This window comes from Methyloglobulus morosus KoM1 (assembly GCF_000496735.2).
Classification (GTDB): Bacteria; Pseudomonadota; Gammaproteobacteria; order Methylococcales; family Methylomonadaceae; genus Methyloglobulus; species Methyloglobulus morosus.
The window spans coordinates 19,917-36,228 of sequence record NZ_AYLO01000083.1 but is presented as its reverse complement, the minus strand read 5'-3'; the positions used below and the strand labels follow the sequence as shown (position 1 = coordinate 36,228).

The 16,312-nt window shown below is 47.2% G+C and carries 17 protein-coding genes; 12 read left to right on the top strand and 5 right to left on the bottom strand.

Annotation, left to right across the window (positions count from 1 at the left end; genetic code table 11):
* Nucleotides 1-128: 128 nt before the first annotated feature.
* Genes gatB through gatC form a run of 3 tightly spaced genes read right to left on the bottom strand, consistent with a single transcriptional unit; the run spans nt 129 to nt 3,336 of the window.
* Nucleotides 129-1,577 (bottom strand): Asp-tRNA(Asn)/Glu-tRNA(Gln) amidotransferase subunit GatB, encoded by a 1,449-nt coding sequence (gene gatB / locus MGMO_RS10915; protein WP_023495113.1) that lies wholly within the window; start codon nt 1,575-1,577, stop codon nt 129-131.
* 9 nt (nt 1,578-1,586) lie between these two features.
* On the bottom strand, nt 1,587-3,038 hold the full coding sequence (gatA, locus tag MGMO_RS10910; protein ID WP_023495112.1) for an Asp-tRNA(Asn)/Glu-tRNA(Gln) amidotransferase subunit GatA: 1,452 nt from the start codon (nt 3,036-3,038) through the stop codon (nt 1,587-1,589).
* Nucleotides 3,039-3,048: 10 nt separating this feature from the next.
* Nucleotides 3,049-3,336, bottom strand: a complete 288-nt coding sequence (gene gatC / locus MGMO_RS10905; RefSeq protein WP_023495111.1) for an Asp-tRNA(Asn)/Glu-tRNA(Gln) amidotransferase subunit GatC — start codon at nt 3,334-3,336, stop codon at nt 3,049-3,051.
* 115 nt (nt 3,337-3,451) lie between these two features.
* Here gatC and MGMO_RS10900 point away from each other — a divergent pair, with 115 nt between their 5' ends.
* From MGMO_RS10900 to lipA, 12 genes are all read left to right on the top strand, one after another.
* A complete protein-coding gene (locus tag MGMO_RS10900) occupies nt 3,452-4,495 on the top strand; it encodes a rod shape-determining protein (RefSeq protein WP_023495110.1) in 1,044 nt (347 codons plus the stop codon).
* Between the two features lie 139 nt (nt 4,496-4,634).
* Entirely contained in the window at nt 4,635-5,510 is an 876-nt protein-coding gene (gene mreC / locus MGMO_RS10895) for a rod shape-determining protein MreC (protein WP_082458347.1), read from the top strand.
* Complete coding sequence (gene mreD / locus MGMO_RS10890; protein WP_023495108.1) at nt 5,503-5,991, top strand: rod shape-determining protein MreD; 489 nt, start codon at nt 5,503-5,505, stop codon at nt 5,989-5,991. The genes mreC and mreD overlap by 8 nt, the downstream gene beginning before the upstream one ends.
* A gap of 26 nt (nt 5,992-6,017) precedes the next feature.
* Nucleotides 6,018-7,859, top strand: coding sequence for a penicillin-binding protein 2 (gene mrdA, locus MGMO_RS10885; protein WP_023495107.1), 1,842 nt, complete (start codon nt 6,018-6,020; stop codon nt 7,857-7,859).
* Nucleotides 7,856-8,989 carry a rod shape-determining protein RodA gene (gene rodA / locus MGMO_RS10880; protein ID WP_023495106.1) on the top strand — a complete coding sequence of 378 codons (1,134 nt, stop codon included), beginning with the start codon at nt 7,856-7,858 and terminating at the stop codon, nt 8,987-8,989. Before mrdA ends, rodA begins: the two co-directional genes overlap by 4 nt.
* Nucleotides 8,990-9,050: 61 nt before the next feature.
* On the top strand, nt 9,051-10,022 hold the full coding sequence (mltB, locus tag MGMO_RS10875; protein ID WP_268768308.1) for a lytic murein transglycosylase B: 972 nt from the start codon (nt 9,051-9,053) through the stop codon (nt 10,020-10,022).
* A complete protein-coding gene (locus MGMO_RS10870) occupies nt 9,982-10,848 on the top strand; it encodes a septal ring lytic transglycosylase RlpA family protein (RefSeq protein WP_036307603.1) in 867 nt (288 codons plus the stop codon). The genes mltB and MGMO_RS10870 overlap by 41 nt, the downstream gene beginning before the upstream one ends.
* 53 nt (nt 10,849-10,901) lie before the next feature.
* Nucleotides 10,902-12,077, top strand: a complete 1,176-nt coding sequence (locus MGMO_RS10865; protein ID WP_023495103.1) for a D-alanyl-D-alanine carboxypeptidase family protein — start codon at nt 10,902-10,904, stop codon at nt 12,075-12,077.
* The gene (locus MGMO_RS10860; RefSeq protein WP_023495102.1) at nt 12,067-12,909 is read left to right on the top strand and encodes a D-amino acid aminotransferase; all 843 of its coding nucleotides are present in this window, start codon (nt 12,067-12,069) and stop codon (nt 12,907-12,909) included. The genes MGMO_RS10865 and MGMO_RS10860 overlap by 11 nt, the downstream gene beginning before the upstream one ends.
* The gene (locus MGMO_RS10855; RefSeq protein ID WP_023495101.1) at nt 12,906-13,169 is read left to right on the top strand and encodes a YbeD family protein; all 264 of its coding nucleotides are present in this window, start codon (nt 12,906-12,908) and stop codon (nt 13,167-13,169) included. Before MGMO_RS10860 ends, MGMO_RS10855 begins: the two co-directional genes overlap by 4 nt.
* Nucleotides 13,170-13,255: 86 nt before the next feature.
* Entirely contained in the window at nt 13,256-13,864 is a 609-nt protein-coding gene (lipB, locus tag MGMO_RS10850) for a lipoyl(octanoyl) transferase LipB (RefSeq protein ID WP_023495100.1), read from the top strand.
* Nucleotides 13,861-14,820: a lipoyl synthase gene (gene lipA / locus MGMO_RS10845; RefSeq protein WP_023495099.1), complete on the top strand. Its 960-nt coding sequence runs from the start codon at nt 13,861-13,863 to the stop codon at nt 14,818-14,820. The genes lipB and lipA overlap by 4 nt, the downstream gene beginning before the upstream one ends.
* Before the next feature lie 71 nt (nt 14,821-14,891).
* Here the strand turns inward: lipA and MGMO_RS10840 are convergent, their stop codons facing one another.
* The gene (locus MGMO_RS10840) at nt 14,892-15,581 is read right to left on the bottom strand and encodes a hypothetical protein (protein ID WP_023495098.1); all 690 of its coding nucleotides are present in this window, start codon (nt 15,579-15,581) and stop codon (nt 14,892-14,894) included.
* A complete protein-coding gene (locus tag MGMO_RS10835) occupies nt 15,578-16,117 on the bottom strand; it encodes a hypothetical protein (RefSeq protein ID WP_023495097.1) in 540 nt (179 codons plus the stop codon). Before MGMO_RS10835 ends, MGMO_RS10840 begins: the two co-directional genes overlap by 4 nt.
* Between the last annotated feature and the right edge of the window lie 195 nt (nt 16,118-16,312).

The following is a 16,312-nucleotide window of genomic DNA, read 5'->3' as shown; positions in this document are numbered from 1 at the left end:
GGCTAAGACGGATTGTGCACGTTTTTTACTCATAACTTACTTTAAATAGGTTAATTATCTCACTGTTTTTAATATAAAGTATTTCTTAACTTAATGGCAGTGACGTAGGAGCGTGGGAACGATTCGGTTTATTTTAATTTGGCTTTCAGCATTTTATTGACTTCGGCAGGGCTTGCCTTGCCTTGCATTTCTTTCATGACTTGCCCGACAAAAAAGCCAAATACCTTATCCTTGCCGCTAAGATATTGCGCCACTTGGTCTGGGTTGTCGGCAATGATTTTGTCGATGATGGCTTCGATGGCACCGGTGTCGGTGATTTGTTTCAGGCCTTTTTCGGCTATGATTTCATCGGCAGTGGCGTTGGATTGCCACATCAGGTCAAAGACTTGCTTGGCGATTTTGCCGGAAATCGTATCGTCATGGATGCGGCGCATCAGCCCCGCCAACCGCCGGGTGTCCACTGGGGATTCCGTTATATCCAGGTCGGCCTTGTTGAGTGCGGCCAACAAATCGCCCGTCATCCAGTTGGCACATAGCTTGGCCTCACAGGCGGATTCTTTGACCAAGGCTTCAAAATAATCAGCCAGTTGACGCGATGCGGTCAATATCCCTGCGTTTTCCTCGTCCAGTTGATAGCGTTCCTTAAACCTTAGCTTTTTAGCTTCCGGCAATTCGGGTAATTGCAACTGGATTTGCGCCTTGAATTCCTCACTGATATGGACTGGCAATAAGTCGGGATCGGGAAAGTAGCGATAATCGTTGGCTTCTTCCTTGCTGCGCATAGAGCGGGTTTCGTCTTTATTGGCATCATAAAGCCGGGTTTCCTGGACAACTTTACCGCCGTTTTCAATCAACTCAATCTGCCTTTCGACTTCATGATGGATGGCTTTTTCGACAAATCTGAAAGAATTGATGTTCTTGATCTCTGCACGAGTACCGAATTCTTGTTGTCCTTTAGGCCGCACCGAGACATTGGCATCGCAGCGGAATGAACCTTCTTGCATATTGCCGTCACAAATGCCCAGATAACGCACCAATTCGTGCAGTTTTCGCATATAGGCCACCGCTTCCTTGGCCGAACGCATGTCTGGCTCGGAGACGATTTCCAGTAGTGGCGTACCTGCTCGGTTTAAGTCGATACCGCTCATGCCGTGGAAGTTTTCGTGTAGGGATTTTCCGGCATCTTCTTCCAGATGGGCGCGGGTAATGCCGATGCGTTTGCTCGTGCCGTCCACGTCAATATCCAAGTGACCCTTGCCGACAATGGGCAATTCAAACTGGCTGATCTGGTAGCCTTTAGGCAGGTCGGGGTAAAAGTAGTTTTTACGGGCGAAGACCGAGTAAGGTGCAATTTCGGCTTCTATCGCCAAGCCGAATTTCACTGCCATATTGACTGCTTCACTATTTAAGACTGGCAACACGCCCGGCAAGCCCAAATCAACCGCACAGGCTTGGGTGTTGGGTTCTGCGCCATACGCGGTGGCTGCACCCGAAAATATTTTGGATTGGGTCGCCAGTTGGGTATGGATTTCCAACCCAATCACGGTTTCCCATTTTTGTTCTTGATGATGTCCCATTTGCTATTCCTATTCAAACCCTTTGGGAACCTGTTGATGCCAATCGGTTACTATTTGAAATTGATGGGCTATGTTCAATAGCCTGTCCTCCGCAAAATAATTGCCGATCACTTGCAAGCCCACGGGTTTGCCTTCCGCAAAGCCAGCGGGAATCGACATGGCGGGTAGGCCTGCCAAGTTGATGGCGATGGTATAAATATCTGACAAGTACATTTCGATTGGGTTTCCAATTTTCTCGCCGATGCCGAACGCCGTACTGGGCGCGACCGGCCCCATGATGACATCAACGTCAGCCAAGGCATTCTTGAAATCGTCGCTAATCAGGCGACGAATTTGTTGTGCCTTAATATAATACGCATCGTAATAGCCTGCCGATAGGGCGTACGTCCCCATGAGGATACGGCGCTTGACTTCCTTGCCGAAACTTTCGCCACGGGAACGGGTGTATAAATCAGTCAAATCCTGCGGATTGGTGCAACGATAGCCGAAACGTACGCCATCAAAACGCGACAAATTTGCGGAACATTCGGCGGGTGCGATGACGTAATAGGCGGGTATTGCCAGTTTGAGATTCGGCATGGAGACTTCTTTTACCGTTGCCCCCAATTTTTGGTACTCATTAATGGCTTGGTCTATGACTGTCGCGACGTTGCCGTTTAAGCCGTCGCCAAAAAATTCTTTCGGCAAGCCGATTTTTAGGCCTTTAAGTTCAGCATTCAAGCCAGCCTGATAATCCGGTACGGGCAAATCGACACTGGTGGAATCTTTCTCATCAAAGCCTGCCATTGCTTGCATCAGTGCAGCAGTATCTTCAGCGCTACGCGCCATCGGGCCGCCTTGGTCGAGGCTGGATGCATAAGCAATCATGCCATAACGGGACACGCGCCCGTATGTCGGTTTCAAGCCGGTAATACCGCAATGGGCGGCCGGTTGGCGGATAGAGCCGCCCGTATCCGTGCCTGTCGCACAAATGGCCAACCGCGCTGCGACTGCCGCTGCGGAGCCGCCCGATGAGCCGCCGGGGACTAAATCTGTTTGCCAAGGATTTTTGACTGCCCCGTAATGGCTGGTTTCATTGGACGAACCCATGGCGAATTCGTCCATGTTCAGTTTTCCCAGCATGACCGCGCCAGCAGCATTCAGCTTTTCAACCACCGTGGCATTGTAGGGGGCGATAAAGTTGTCCAGCATCTTGGAGCCGCAAGAAGTCTTTACACCTTGCGTACAAAAAATATCTTTTTGGGCAATCGGTATGCCCATAAGCAAACTGGCATCGCCTTTGGCAATTCGCCCGTCCGCTAGGTTGGCAGCTTGCAAGGCAAGTTCTTCGGTGACGGAAATAAAGCAATTCAACGATTGATGTTGTTTGATGCGGGCTAAAAACGCTTGCGTCAATTCCACACTGGAAAATTCACCCGCACGTAATCCCTTGGCTAATTCTTTGATCGACTTGGTGTGCACTGATTGTCCTTCATTCAATAACTTTTGGTACCAGATAAAGCCCTGCTTCGACTTGGGGGGCAATCGCCTGAAAGTTGTCTCGATTGTCGCTTTCTGTTACTTCATCAACCCGCAAACGCTGTTTTTGATCCATGGGATGCGCCATCGGCGGAACGCCGTCGGTGTCGGTTTCGCCCATTTGTGTCATCAATTCCAACATGCCGGACAAATCTTGGGCATAAGATTCTATATCATTTTGATCTATTCCCAAGCGCGCCAGATAAGCAATTTTTTTTACGTCATCCGCCGTTAATGTCATTTTTTATCCTATTATTAGCAAAATTAATTTATGATACTTTATATCTTGCCCGAATACCCGCTTGATTGATAAAGTATGACGCTTTAATTTCCATTCCTCAGGACGCAGGTAAAAAATGTTCAAAAGATTTCGCGGTCTTTTCTCAAACGATCTCTCGATTGACCTTGGTACCGCTAACACCTTGATTTATATTCCAGGTCAGGGCATCGTCCTCAATGAGCCATCTGTTGTGGCAATTAAGGAAGACAAGGTACGCGGCACCAAAAGCATTGTTGCTGTCGGTACTGAAGCTAAATTGATGCTGGGTAGGACACCTGGCAACATCACGGCTATTCGGCCATTAAAAGATGGCGTAATCGCCGACTTTGCCGTCACCGAAAGGATGTTGCGGTTTTTTATCGAAAAAGTCCACAAGAGCAAATTACTGCGTCCCAGCCCACGAATCTTAATTTGCGTTCCTTGCGGTTCTACTCAAGTAGAGCGTCGCGCCATACGGGAATCCGCATCAATGGCGGGAGCGCGCGAAGTCTTTTTGATTGAGGAGCCGATGTCTGCCGCGATCGGTGCAGGCCTTCCGGTCGATGAGCCCAGTGGTTCGATGGTGTTGGACATCGGTGGCGGCACGTCAGAAGTCGCCATTATTTCGATCAACGGTATTGTCTATTCCAACTCCGTCCGTATCGGCGGCGACCGCTTTGATGAGGCCATCATCAATTATGTGCGGCGGAACTACGGCACGTTGATCGGCGAATCCACGGCCGAAAAGATAAAGCTGGAAATTGGCACGGCTTATCCCGGCAGTGAAGTCAGGGAGATCGAAGTCAGGGGTCGTAACCTCGCGGAAGGCGTGCCGCGCAGTTTTGCGTTAAACAGCAACGAAATTCTTGAAGCTTTGCAAGACCCATTATCCGGCATAATAAGCGCCGTAAAATTTGCCCTGGAACAAACGCCGCCAGAACTGGGTTCCGATGTTGCCAGCCGAGGGATTTATCTGACCGGCGGCGGCGCTTTGCTAAAGGATATTGACCGCCTGATTACCGAAGAAACGGGCTTGCCCGTCCATATTGCCGATGACCCGTTAACCTGCGTGGCAAGGGGTGGCGGCATGGTTTTGGAAATGATAGATAAAAAGGGGATGTCCGCTTACTCTTTTGAGTGACAAAATTGCCTGATAGATTTGCTAATTCTGTAGTAGGCATAACCAACTGTTCCGATCCTGATTGCAAGCCTTTGGGTGTTGCGGTTATTCCCGATATAACAGATCGTTTATAAACTGATTAGAGACCTCCGCCATAAAACTGTTATTTGCCGAAGGCCCTTCGATCCATGTGCGCCTGTTCATTGCAGTCATGGCCTCTGTTGCCTTATTAACTATGGAACACATTAGCGCACGCCTGGATCCGGTTCGCGCAACGCTCTCACATGCCATTGATCCCATTAGATACTTGGTGGACCTGCCCGTGGAGGCTTCAAGCCGTATCGCATTCTCGCTAAAGTCGTACACTTCGTTAAGGGAAGAAAACAAAAAACTAAGGGAAACTCAGTCGATCAACCAAATCCGGCTCCTAAGGTATGATTCGCTAGAACGGGAAAATATCCGGTTAAGGGCGTTGCTGGAAAATTCGTTTAAACTGGGCGAGCAAGTTTTGATCGCCGAATTATTGTCAGTCAATATCGCCCCGCCTTATGAAAATATCGTCGTGGTTAACAAAGGCACCCGTTTCGGTGTACACCCGCAACAACCCGTGGTCGATGCCAATGGGGTTGTCGGCCAAGTTTTTAGGGCATTACCGCACAGTTCTGAGATTATGCTCATCACCGACCCTAACCACGCGATACCCGTGCAAGTCAATCGCAATGGCTTGTTGACTATCGCCGTCGGCAGCGGTGAATTGAACCGCCTTAACTTGCCATTTTTGAGGGACAATGCGGATATTCGTCCTGGCGATTTGTTAATCACGTCAGGTTTGGGCGGCACGTTCCCGCAAGGTTATCCGGTCGCAACCGTTGACAAATTCACGCCACCGGCAAATAAGCAGATTACGGCAACCCCCAAAGCGTCGTTAGACCGTAACAGGGAGTTGATGATTGTCTGGAGCAGTACAAAGCCAGTGCCGCTAACCCCTTCTGAGCCGCATGAACAACTAAAGGAAGAGGAGCAAGGCGATGAGTAACAGTTATGGTTTTGGGCGCATTATCTTGACCCTGGTCTTTGCAATGTGCCTAAAAATAGCCCCATTGCCCGTAGCCTACGCTGTCTACAATCCCGATTGGGTTTTGCTCACTTTGATCTACTGGTCGCTGGCGCTGCCCGAGCGCGTCGGTATTTTTCACGCTTGGACTTTCGGCTTGCTAACCGATGTGTTGACGGGGCGAATGTTTGGCCAATACGCCTTGGCTTATTCCTTAGTGATTTACATTAGCCTGTCCTTGCACAAGCGCTTGCGGCAATTCCCATTTATACAGCAAGCGCTATTTATTTTCTTTTGCTTGTTGTTGTCAGAGCTCCTACTGTTTTTCATCAAAAATATTCAACAGACCGCACAACTAAAGCCTTCTTTCTGGCTATCCGTTTTTGTCGGCACGGTGTGTTGGCCTTTGGTTTATACCGTGCTACGTTTTGTCAGGTTGGCGAAACCGATCAAAACCGACTGACAACTATTCACCTCTGCGATGCCCGTATGTTGACCTTTAAGGACAATCCAGAAGAAAGTTACCTTTTTCTGGGCCGTATCATCGCCGCTTTTGTCATCATCTTGATATTGACCGCAGGGCTTATTGTCCGGCTAGTTTACCTGCAAGTTGTCGGTCACCAACTCTACTCGACCAAGGCCAAAGAAAACAGCATTAAAATCGAGCCGACAGTCCCTTCGCGTGGGATTATTTATGACAGGCGCGGCAATATACTTGCCGAAAACACCCAGACCTATACGCTTGAACTTATCCCTGAACAAATTGGCGATTTGGATGGCATGCTGGTCAAGTTGCAAGCATTGCTCAACATTCCAGAGGAAAAAATAGAAATATTTCAAAAGCTAAGAAAAAGGCAAAAGCGCTTTAACCCCATTCCCCTTTTGACCAATTTGACACAGGAAGAACTGGCAAAATTTGCGGTTGTACGGCCTTTTTATCACGGTGCCGATGTCCATATCCGCCAGCTTAGGAATTATCCATACGGCGAGCTTGCAGCCCATGTCGTTGGCTATGTCGGTCGAATCAATGAAGATGAGGTGAAAGATTTGCCCATCGCCGAATACCGAGGCTCCACGTATATCGGAAAATTAGGGATAGAAAGCGCTTATGAATCGCAACTGCACGGGACTACGGGGTACTCGGAAATCGAAGTCAATGTCCAAGGGCGGCCATTAAAGACACTCAAGGAAGTCAGTCCAGTCGCCGGTGCCAATCTCCATCTGAGTTTGGACATGGAATTGCAAAAAATGGCTTACGAGGCACTGGAAAATTATAATGGTGCGGTTGTCGCTATCGAAATTGAAACCGGTGGGGTGTTAACTTTCGTCAGTCGTCCCGGTTTTGACCCTAATCCCTTCGTAATCGGTATCGGCAATGCGGCCTATCAAGCGCTGCAATCATCGCCAGACCAGCCCCTGTATAACCGTGCATTACGTGGACTTTATCCGCCCGGCTCCACCATCAAGCCGTTTATGGCATTGGCTGGACTTGAATACAATGCCGTCGGTGTAAGGCAGCAATTTAACTGCCCAGGTTACTATCAGTTGCCTAATGACAGCCACCATTACCGGGATTGGCGAAAAGGCGGACACGGCCCGATCAATGTCAGCGAGGCCGTCACCCAATCTTGTGATGTCTATTTCTATCGGCTGGCGAGCATATTGGGCATAGACCGGATCCACAGTTTTTTGCAACAATTTGGTTTTGGCGAAAAAACAGGCATCGACTTAATGGGGGAAAAATCAGGTTTGCTTCCGTCCCGCGAATGGAAAATGGCCAAAAAAAGCCAGCCCTGGTTCCCAGGCGAAACCGTCATTACAGGCATAGGCCAAGGCTATCATCAAGTCACTATGTTGCAACTTGCAAAGGCCACCGCGACGTTGGCAAATAAGGGCAATATCATAATTCCCCATTTGGTGGACAAGATTGTCACTGACATCACGAGCAAACCCAGCGAAAACCAACCCAAATCTACCATTCCGCTAAAACCCGCTAATCTTAATACCGTAATAGCGGCAATGATCAATGTCATCCACAGTAACCGAGGTACGGCAAGGAGCATAGGGCTGGACATTAATTACCATATCGCTGGCAAAACCGGAACGGCGCAGGTGATAAACATTAAGCAAAATGCCAGTTACAACGAACATCAAATCGATTTCAAGCAACGCGACCATGCCTTGTTCATATCATTCGCACCTGCCGAAAACCCAAAAATTGCGGTGGCTGTGATAGCTGAAAATGGTGGCCACGGCGGGTCGGTGGCAGCGCCCATTGCAGCCAAAATTATCAAACAATATTTGCGTGATAAGCAAACAACACAACCATGAATATTGAATCCCGCCGCGAACAATTCCAAACTCCCTCGCTTACCGAACGTATACTCGGCAAACTGCATATTGATATCCCCTTGTTGGTCTGCCTACTGCTTATTTCGCTGCTTAGTTTTGTTATTCTCTACAGTGCAGGAAGCCAGGAAATGGGACTGATATATCGGCAGGCTGCGCGGGTCGGTCTTGCATTCCTGCTTATGGCGGTGCTGGCGCACATCAATCCTTATCAATTCAAGCGTTATTCGGCACTGTTGTTCGGTATAGGTATTGCCCTGCTGGTTGCGGTATTGATAATGGGGCATATCGGTAAAGGGGCGCAACGCTGGCTAGACCTGGGTGTTTTGCGTTTTCAACCGGCAGAAATGATTAAGATAACAACACCCATGATGATTGCCTGGTATCTTGCTGACCATGCCTTGCCTATTAAGCCGCAACAACTGTTGATTTCCGGCATTCTTATTTTGATACCTACCCTGTTAATAGCCAAACAACCGGATTTGGGTACGGCCATATTGGTCGCAAGTTCCGGTGGGGCCGTGTTGTTTTTCGCAGGTTTGTCTTGGCTTTTTATTTTGGCAATCCTTGTCTCCCTTTCGGCTCTGGCCCCCATCGTTTGGCATTATTTTCTGCATGATTACCAACGCGCCCGCATTATTACGCTTTTAGATCCCGAAGCCGATCCTTTGGGTAAGGGTTATCACATTATCCAATCAAAAATTGCCATTGGCTCAGGCGGCATTTATGGTAAAGGTTGGCTGGGCAGCAAACAATCCGAGCTGGAATTCCTGCCGGAAAGTTCCACCGATTTCATTTTTGCCGTCTTCGCCGAAGAATTCGGGCTGTTCGGTTGTCTTGGTCTGCTGGCGCTTTATCTATTGGTCATTGGCCGATGCTTATATATAGCCTCACAAGCTCAAGATACCTTTAGTCGGTTATTGGCGGGCAGCCTGGCCTTCACTTTTTTTGTCTATGTGTTCGTCAATATCGGCATGGTTATCGGTGTCCTGCCCGTGGTGGGCGTGCCCTTGCCCATGATTAGCTATGGGGGCACTTCGATTGTCACCTTATTGGCCGGTTTTGGCATCTTGATGTCCATACACACACACAAGCAGCTTATTCCCCATTAAAAACATGAAAATTAAAAATTATTTTTTGCGATTATTCATAAGTTGCGCTTGTTTTGTCATTTTGTCCTGTGCCAATCCCGTCAAAAACCAGGAAACCGTTGATGGTTTTATTAAGCAAATGGCCTCAAGGCACCAATTTAATGAGGCTGCATTAACTGATTTATTCGATCATGTTGAATTAAAAGACGACATCATCAAAAAAATTTCAAAACCGTCCGAGAGCTTGCCCTGGTACAAATACCGCGAAATTTTCCTAAAAACGCCGCGAATCAAGGCCGGAGTGCAATTTTGGCAAGAAAATGAGCAAATTTTGGCTACCATCGAACAGGAAACCGGCGTTCCTGCCGCAATTATCGTCGCCATTATTGGCGTTGAGACGATGTATGGAAAACACACAGGCAATTATCGCGTCATTGATGCGCTCGCCACACTTGCTTTTGATTACCCGCCCCGCAGCCAATTTTTTCGAAACGAACTGGAAGAATTTTTATTGCTATGCCGAGAAGAGCATATTGATCCTTTAACGCCTTTGGGTTCGTATGCGGGCGCGTTAGGGATGCCGCAATTCATGCCTAGCAGCTATCGCAATTATGCTATTGATTATAATAAAGATAATAGTCGAGATATTTGGCATAACTCGCAAGATGTTATTGCCAGTATCGCAAATTATTTTGTCAAACATGGCTGGCAAGCGGGCCAACCTGTCGCTTTTAGGCTCTGTGATAAATGTCACAAAACTGTAAACACTTTTCCTTTCCTTAAGGAAGATTTAAGCTTGATTAAGTCTAATGCAATTAACCCAAACATAAGTAGACCTTTACTTTCAATCAAAAAAGCGAAAATTATCGCTTTTAAACAAGAGGATGGCGAAGAATTATGGGCAGCTTTAGACAATTTTTATGTGATTACTCGTTACAACCACAGTCCCCTATATGCAATGGCTGTTTTTCAGTTGGGCCTTGCCATTTCTAATCAAAGAATTTCCTCCCTTTATGAAAAAGATCATAATCTTACCAGTCATGCTGGCACTTAACGCTTGTTCCACTAATCAGATAAAGACCAGCGAAGCCCCACCGATACAAACACCATCACTCTACCAACAAGTATCGCCCCCCAAAGCAACGTTAGTGACCCTTGAGCTGCCTGAGCAGGCAAAACACCCAATGAGGCATCATTCGATCATCGAATTGGGCAGGGGTTCTTTAGAAAGCAATAGGGATTTAGAAAATTTTAAACAATCCACCTTTCAAGAGAGTTGGTTACCTCGAATAGCCCGCTACATAAAGAAGGGCATCGCTTCATGGTATGGCCCAGGATTTCACGGAAAAAAGACGGCTACCGGCGAAATATTTGATATGTATGAAATGACCGCAGCCCACAAAACCTTGCCGATCCCGTCTTATGCACAGGTGACTAACCTCGAAAATAACAAAACTGTAGTCGTCCGCATCAACGACAGGGGGCCTTTCGTGGGTAGCAGGCTTGTGGATTTATCGTACGCCGCCGCGAAAAAAATTGGTATCCAGGGTGAAGGCACAGGCAAAGTGGAAATAAAGGCTATTTCCCAGTTGCAAGCATTGCCGCAAATCCAACAAACTGCCGAAAGCCAGAATAAAAAAGTGTATTTCCAGGTAGGCAGCTTTGGCAGCGCGAGCAAGGCATTAAAATTGCAAGGAAAAATCGCTTCCAATAACATGCCAGAGCCAACGATCCACACCTCAAAACATCGCAAGAACACCTTGTACAAAGTCCAAATAGGCCCTATCAAATCCACGGAAAATGCAGAAATGCTGAGCTACCAATTGGCAAAAATAGGTATCACAGACCCTCAGATAGTCACAGCAAGCGCACAAAACTAAAATTACGCATGGTACAATGAAACATTGTTTACCTAAAAGACCATGCTTAATACATGAACTATCTGAAAAGTCCCGTCGGTTCTCTTTTTTTACTATTAATCTTACTCGCGACGCACTTAATAGCCATTGCTGAAGAAGCTGAGGTGCCTATACCTGCGCCTCCGAGCATTGCCGCTACCAGCCATATCCTGATCGATTACAATTCTGGCAAAGTACTTGCTGAAAACAATGCTGACGCAAAACTCGCGCCCGCCAGCCTTACCAAAATACTGACGGTCTACGTCGTTTTCAAGGAAATCAAAAACGGTCATTTGCATCTGGACGATAAAGTGACTATCAGCCAGAACGCTTGGAAAACCAGCGGTTCCAAAATGTTCGTCAAGGTCAATGACCAAGTCAAGGTCGAAGATTTGCTGAAAGGCGTCATTATCCAATCCGGCAACGATGCCAGTGTCGCCCTGGCTGAACATGTGGCAGGCAACGAAGCGACGTTTGCCGAACTCATGAACCAACACGCCGCCCGTTTGGGCATGGTCAATAGCCATTTTGAAAACAGCGACGGCTTGCCTAGTGACGGGCATTACACTACGGCTAGAGACCTCACCATTATCACCACAGCACTAATAAAAGAATTTCCCGAATTTTACCTTTGGTTTTCGCAAAAAGAATTCACCTACAACAAGATCACCCAGCAAAACCGCAACTTGCTGCTAGGCCGTGATGAAACGGTAGATGGCGTAAAAACGGGACATACTGACGAAGCGGGTTATTGTCTGGTTGCATCCGCGCTACGTAACGGAATGCGCCTGATTTCTGTCGTCATGGGTACGGAAAGCATGATTGTACGGGCGAATGAAAACCAAGCTTTAATTAACTACGGCTTCCGTTTTTTTGAATCGCATCGCCTTTACGAAGGGAAAAAGGTCATTCAGGAAACCAGGATATGGAAAGGTGAAACAGAAACCCTACCATTAGGGCTGGCGGATGATCTTTTCGTCACAATTCCACGCCGCCGTTACAATGATATCGCGGCCTCGGTCAATGTCGACAAACAAATTCTGGCTTCCGTAAAAGCGGGCGTAAAACTCGGCACGGTGACCGTTAAGCTTAAAGATGCGGTTATTGCCACTAAGGATTTGGTGGCGCTTAAGGATGTTGAAAAAGGCGGCATATTCAGGCGGCTTTATGATAGCGTGTTGATGATGATTAAGAAAAACGATGCAAACTGAAACCGTTTACCTCAATGGCGAATATTTGGCCTTAGCCGATGCTAAGATTTCGGTTATGGATCGGGGATTTCTGTTTGGCGATGGTGTTTACGAGGTAATTCCGGCTTATGCGGGGAAATTGTTCCGCTTGGAAGACCACCTGGAGCGTTTGGACAATAGCCTTAAATCGATACGGTTACAAAACCCCCATAGCCATGAGCAATGGCGCACCATTCTGTCCCCACTACTCAAGAACGGCCAAGACCAGTCCGTTTATCTCCAGATTACCCGTGGTGTCGCGCCTAAGAGGGATCATGCTTTCCCTCAGAAAGTAACGCCTACAGTATTCGCTATGGTGTCCGGCATCACCCCGCATTCTGACCCCGATAACGGTGTCAAAGCGGTCAGTATGGAAGATAGCCGCTGGAAACTGTGCGATACCAAGGCGATTACGTTATTGGCTAATGTCCTGCTCAGGCAAGCCGCCGTTGAGCAGGGGTGTGCCGAAGCTATCTTATTTAAAGATGGTTATCTGACAGAAGGTGCGGCCAGTAATGTATTTGCGGTCATTGACGGCATTTTGGTAACGGCACCAAAAAGCCCAGCCATACTGCCCGGCATAACCCGCGACGTGATCCTGGAAATTGCCAGAAAAAATGACATCCCAAGCAGCGAACAAGCCATAGCTAAGGCTGACATTCAAAAAGCGAGCGAACTGTGGATAACCAGTTCCACACGGGAAATTATCCCCGTCGTTGAGCTGGACGGTGAAAAGATAGCGGACGGCAAACCGGGGCTCGTTTGGAAAATGTTTTACAAGCTCTTTCAGGAATACAAACAGTCATTACGATGAGCGATGAAACCCTGTTGGAATTCCCTTGCCAATTTGCCATCAAGGCGATGGGCAAGAACAATCTTGAGTTTGACTTGCTGGTCATCGAAATCGTCCGTCGCCATGCGCCCGACCTTTTTGAACAGGCAGTCAGTGCGCGACCCAGCAAAGACGGCAACTATCTAGCGGTAACCGTTACGATACAAGCCTCCAGCAAACAACAGTTGGATGCCATCTACCGGGATTTGTCGGGTCATCCGCAAGTATTGATGGCCTTGTAAGGCGATTAAGAAACTTCCTCTCCTCCTGGGGAGGGATGGGGTGAAAAGAATAAAATTAAATGTCTGCATCCCCATCATTTGTAATCATGCCAACAACAATCCGCGAACTGGGTGTGCAGCCTTATGAACCCATTTGGCAGGAAATGCAACGGCTTACTCAGGAACGCACGGACCAGACCCATGATGAAATTTGGGTGCTGGAACACTTGCCTGTTTATACCTTGGGCTTGAACGGCAAACAAGAGCACCTGTTAAACCCCGGTGACATTCCCGTCATCCAGAGTGACCGAGGCGGACAGGTGACTTACCATGGCCCTGGACAACTGATTGTCTACACCTTGCTCGACATCAAACGCCGAAAATTGGGGATAAGGCAATTGGTCACACTGCTGGAACAATCGATGGTAACGGCTTTGGCGCAATTTGGCGTAACAGCCACGGCCAACCCCCAAGCCCCAGGCGTTTATGTGGATGGCAAAAAAATCGGCTCCATCGGCATTCGGATCAAAAACAATGCGAGCTATCATGGCATTAGCCTTAACAATAACATGGACTTAACGCCTTTTGACCATATCAACACTTGTGGTTATCGGGATTTACAGGTAACACAATTGGCAGACTTTGGCATTGATATCAGTACGGCTGATCTCGCTATTCCCGTTGTTAATGCAATTAATACCTCACTCTATTCATGAACATCAAAGCCCCGTCCCGTTCCACACCCGAATCCCACCAGCGCAATGCCGAAAAACTGGCGCGGATACCCATCAAGGTCGAACAACCCGAAACGGTGCTGCGTAAGCCGGATTGGATACGCATCAAGTTATCAGCCAGTGACGAAATCACCCGCGTCAAACAATTGTTGCGAGAACACAAGCTGCATACCGTCTGCGAAGAAGCCGCTTGCCCTAATTTAGCGGAATGTTTCCAGCACGGCACGGCAACTTTCATGATTATGGGCGATTTATGCACCCGCCGTTGCCCTTTCTGCGATGTCGCACACGGTAAGCCGCTCCCGCTCGACAAAGACGAACCGCAGCACTTGGCAAACGCCATCAAAGCGATGGCCTTAAAATATGTCGTGATTACTTCAGTAGACCGCGACGATTTGCGTGATGGCGGTGCAGGCCATTTTGCCGATTGCATCAAGCAAATTCGCCAGCAAACGCCCAGCACCAAAATAGAAATCCTCGTACCCGACTTTCGTGGGCGTATTGACAGGGCAGTTGCCATCCTCGCAAACGAACCGTGTGACGTGTTCAACCACAACCTGGAAACCGTACCCAGGCTGTACAAACAAGTCCGCCCCGGCTCTGACTACCAAGGTTCGTTGAACCTGCTGAAGCAATTTCACCAAGCCCAACCGGCCATCCCGACAAAATCCGGGTTGATGCTCGGTGTCGGGGAAGAAAAAGAAGAAGTCCATCAAGTCATGCAGGATTTGCTGGCGCATGGTTGCAGCATGTTGACGCTGGGGCAGTATTTGCAACCGAGTAAAGCCCATCTCCCCGTTAAGGCTTACGTAACTCCCGCCGAATTCGACGAATACGGCAAGATTGCAAAGGCAATGGGCTTTAAACAAGTCGCCAGTGCGCCTATGGTACGGTCATCCTATCACGCTGACTTACAAGCGAAAGAGATTGTGGGTTAATTTCAGTCATTAAAACACCAGGATTGCCAAAACCTATTTGTTGAATGTAAGTATATTCCTTTTGGAGGCAGTTAAAGACCTGCAATTGATCGTAGTTGAGAAATTACATAAGAAACCCTTGATTGGCTATTTATATCTCCATGCAAATGCCATGAAAGCTTATTAACAAAGTCAGGGATGGCAAGCAAATCGTCAATTTCTTCCGCCAAGTATTTTTTTGCACTTTCTCCCGCTTGGTTTATTTCAAAAACTAACTCCTGACGACCATCAATTACATTCACAATATCTTCAATGTCATGGCTTTGTCCATAATCCCCATTACCTCTTTTGTAAAATGCTTCAAGCTTAGTGGCAATAAATAATGGCGATGAAATTAAGTTTACTTCTCGGCTACTTGGCAAAGATATTCTTTTTGCTTGAGCAACGGCCTCCGAATACCATTTGTTGCTAAATCCTAAAATTTTCTCATCTGTGGGCATCACATCAACTTTTAGGCCGTCTATCTCCCACCTGCAAATGACTTCATTATTCTCCCGAAATCCAATCTGCTTCATTTGACCGGTCAATTCATAATAATTTGCAAGAGTTGCAATCTCTACAATCAAGTCCACATCCTGTGTTGCTCGAACAGGTGGCCGGGCGTTATCTGTTATGAGTAACCCAGTAGCGCAGCCACCGACTAGAACAAATTTATCTGCTAAATCTCCAAGTTTATGCACTGCTAATTCAACAAGTGCAACATTGGGGTCGTTTATATTCATGCTATGCGTTCTGACAATAAATTTGCCGCAAGCTCACGTTCACGAGCCGCCCCACCGCGAATAGCATCAAAAAGAGTTAAATTTTCGTATAAAAAGTTATCTTTTTCGGCAGCGACAGGCGCGGTCGGGTAGAGAGGATAAAAAGCCACGCCTCTTGTGGTTCCTTGCGGGGTTGGCCATACAGGCGGCAATTCATCCGGTTGCATAATTAGATTTACTAGAGGGGGCGCAGCATATGCAGTTGGTATCCCTCTTGTTATTGAGCCATAAGTCGCAGGGAAAACGTATCTCGCACCATAAAGAATAAACTCTTTGAGGCTTTTCTTATCCAACCTTACCGCTTCGTCTGGTTCAGAAAGAATCAAGCGCGCTAACTTGGCTCGCCTTATGCTGGCATGTAATTCTGACGCTGAAATGGCTAATAACGTGCTTAATTCTGCATACGTGAGTAAACTTGTATTAGGTGCCAATAACTTAAATAATACCAGTAAGTCTTGTGGCTTTAATGTGATTTGCTGGTTAATTTGTCGGCTCATGACAAGTCTTCCCTATTCGCGAATAGCGAATACTGCCTTTATTTTAACAATTAAGCAAGAAATACGTAGATAATACTAGTTCAAATTTTTAATAATTGAACTTATTCTTATTACAAGCTATTATTATATATATTAATTTAATATATTAACTTAATTTAAAGTATTTTTATACGAATATTTGTTATTATTACACTA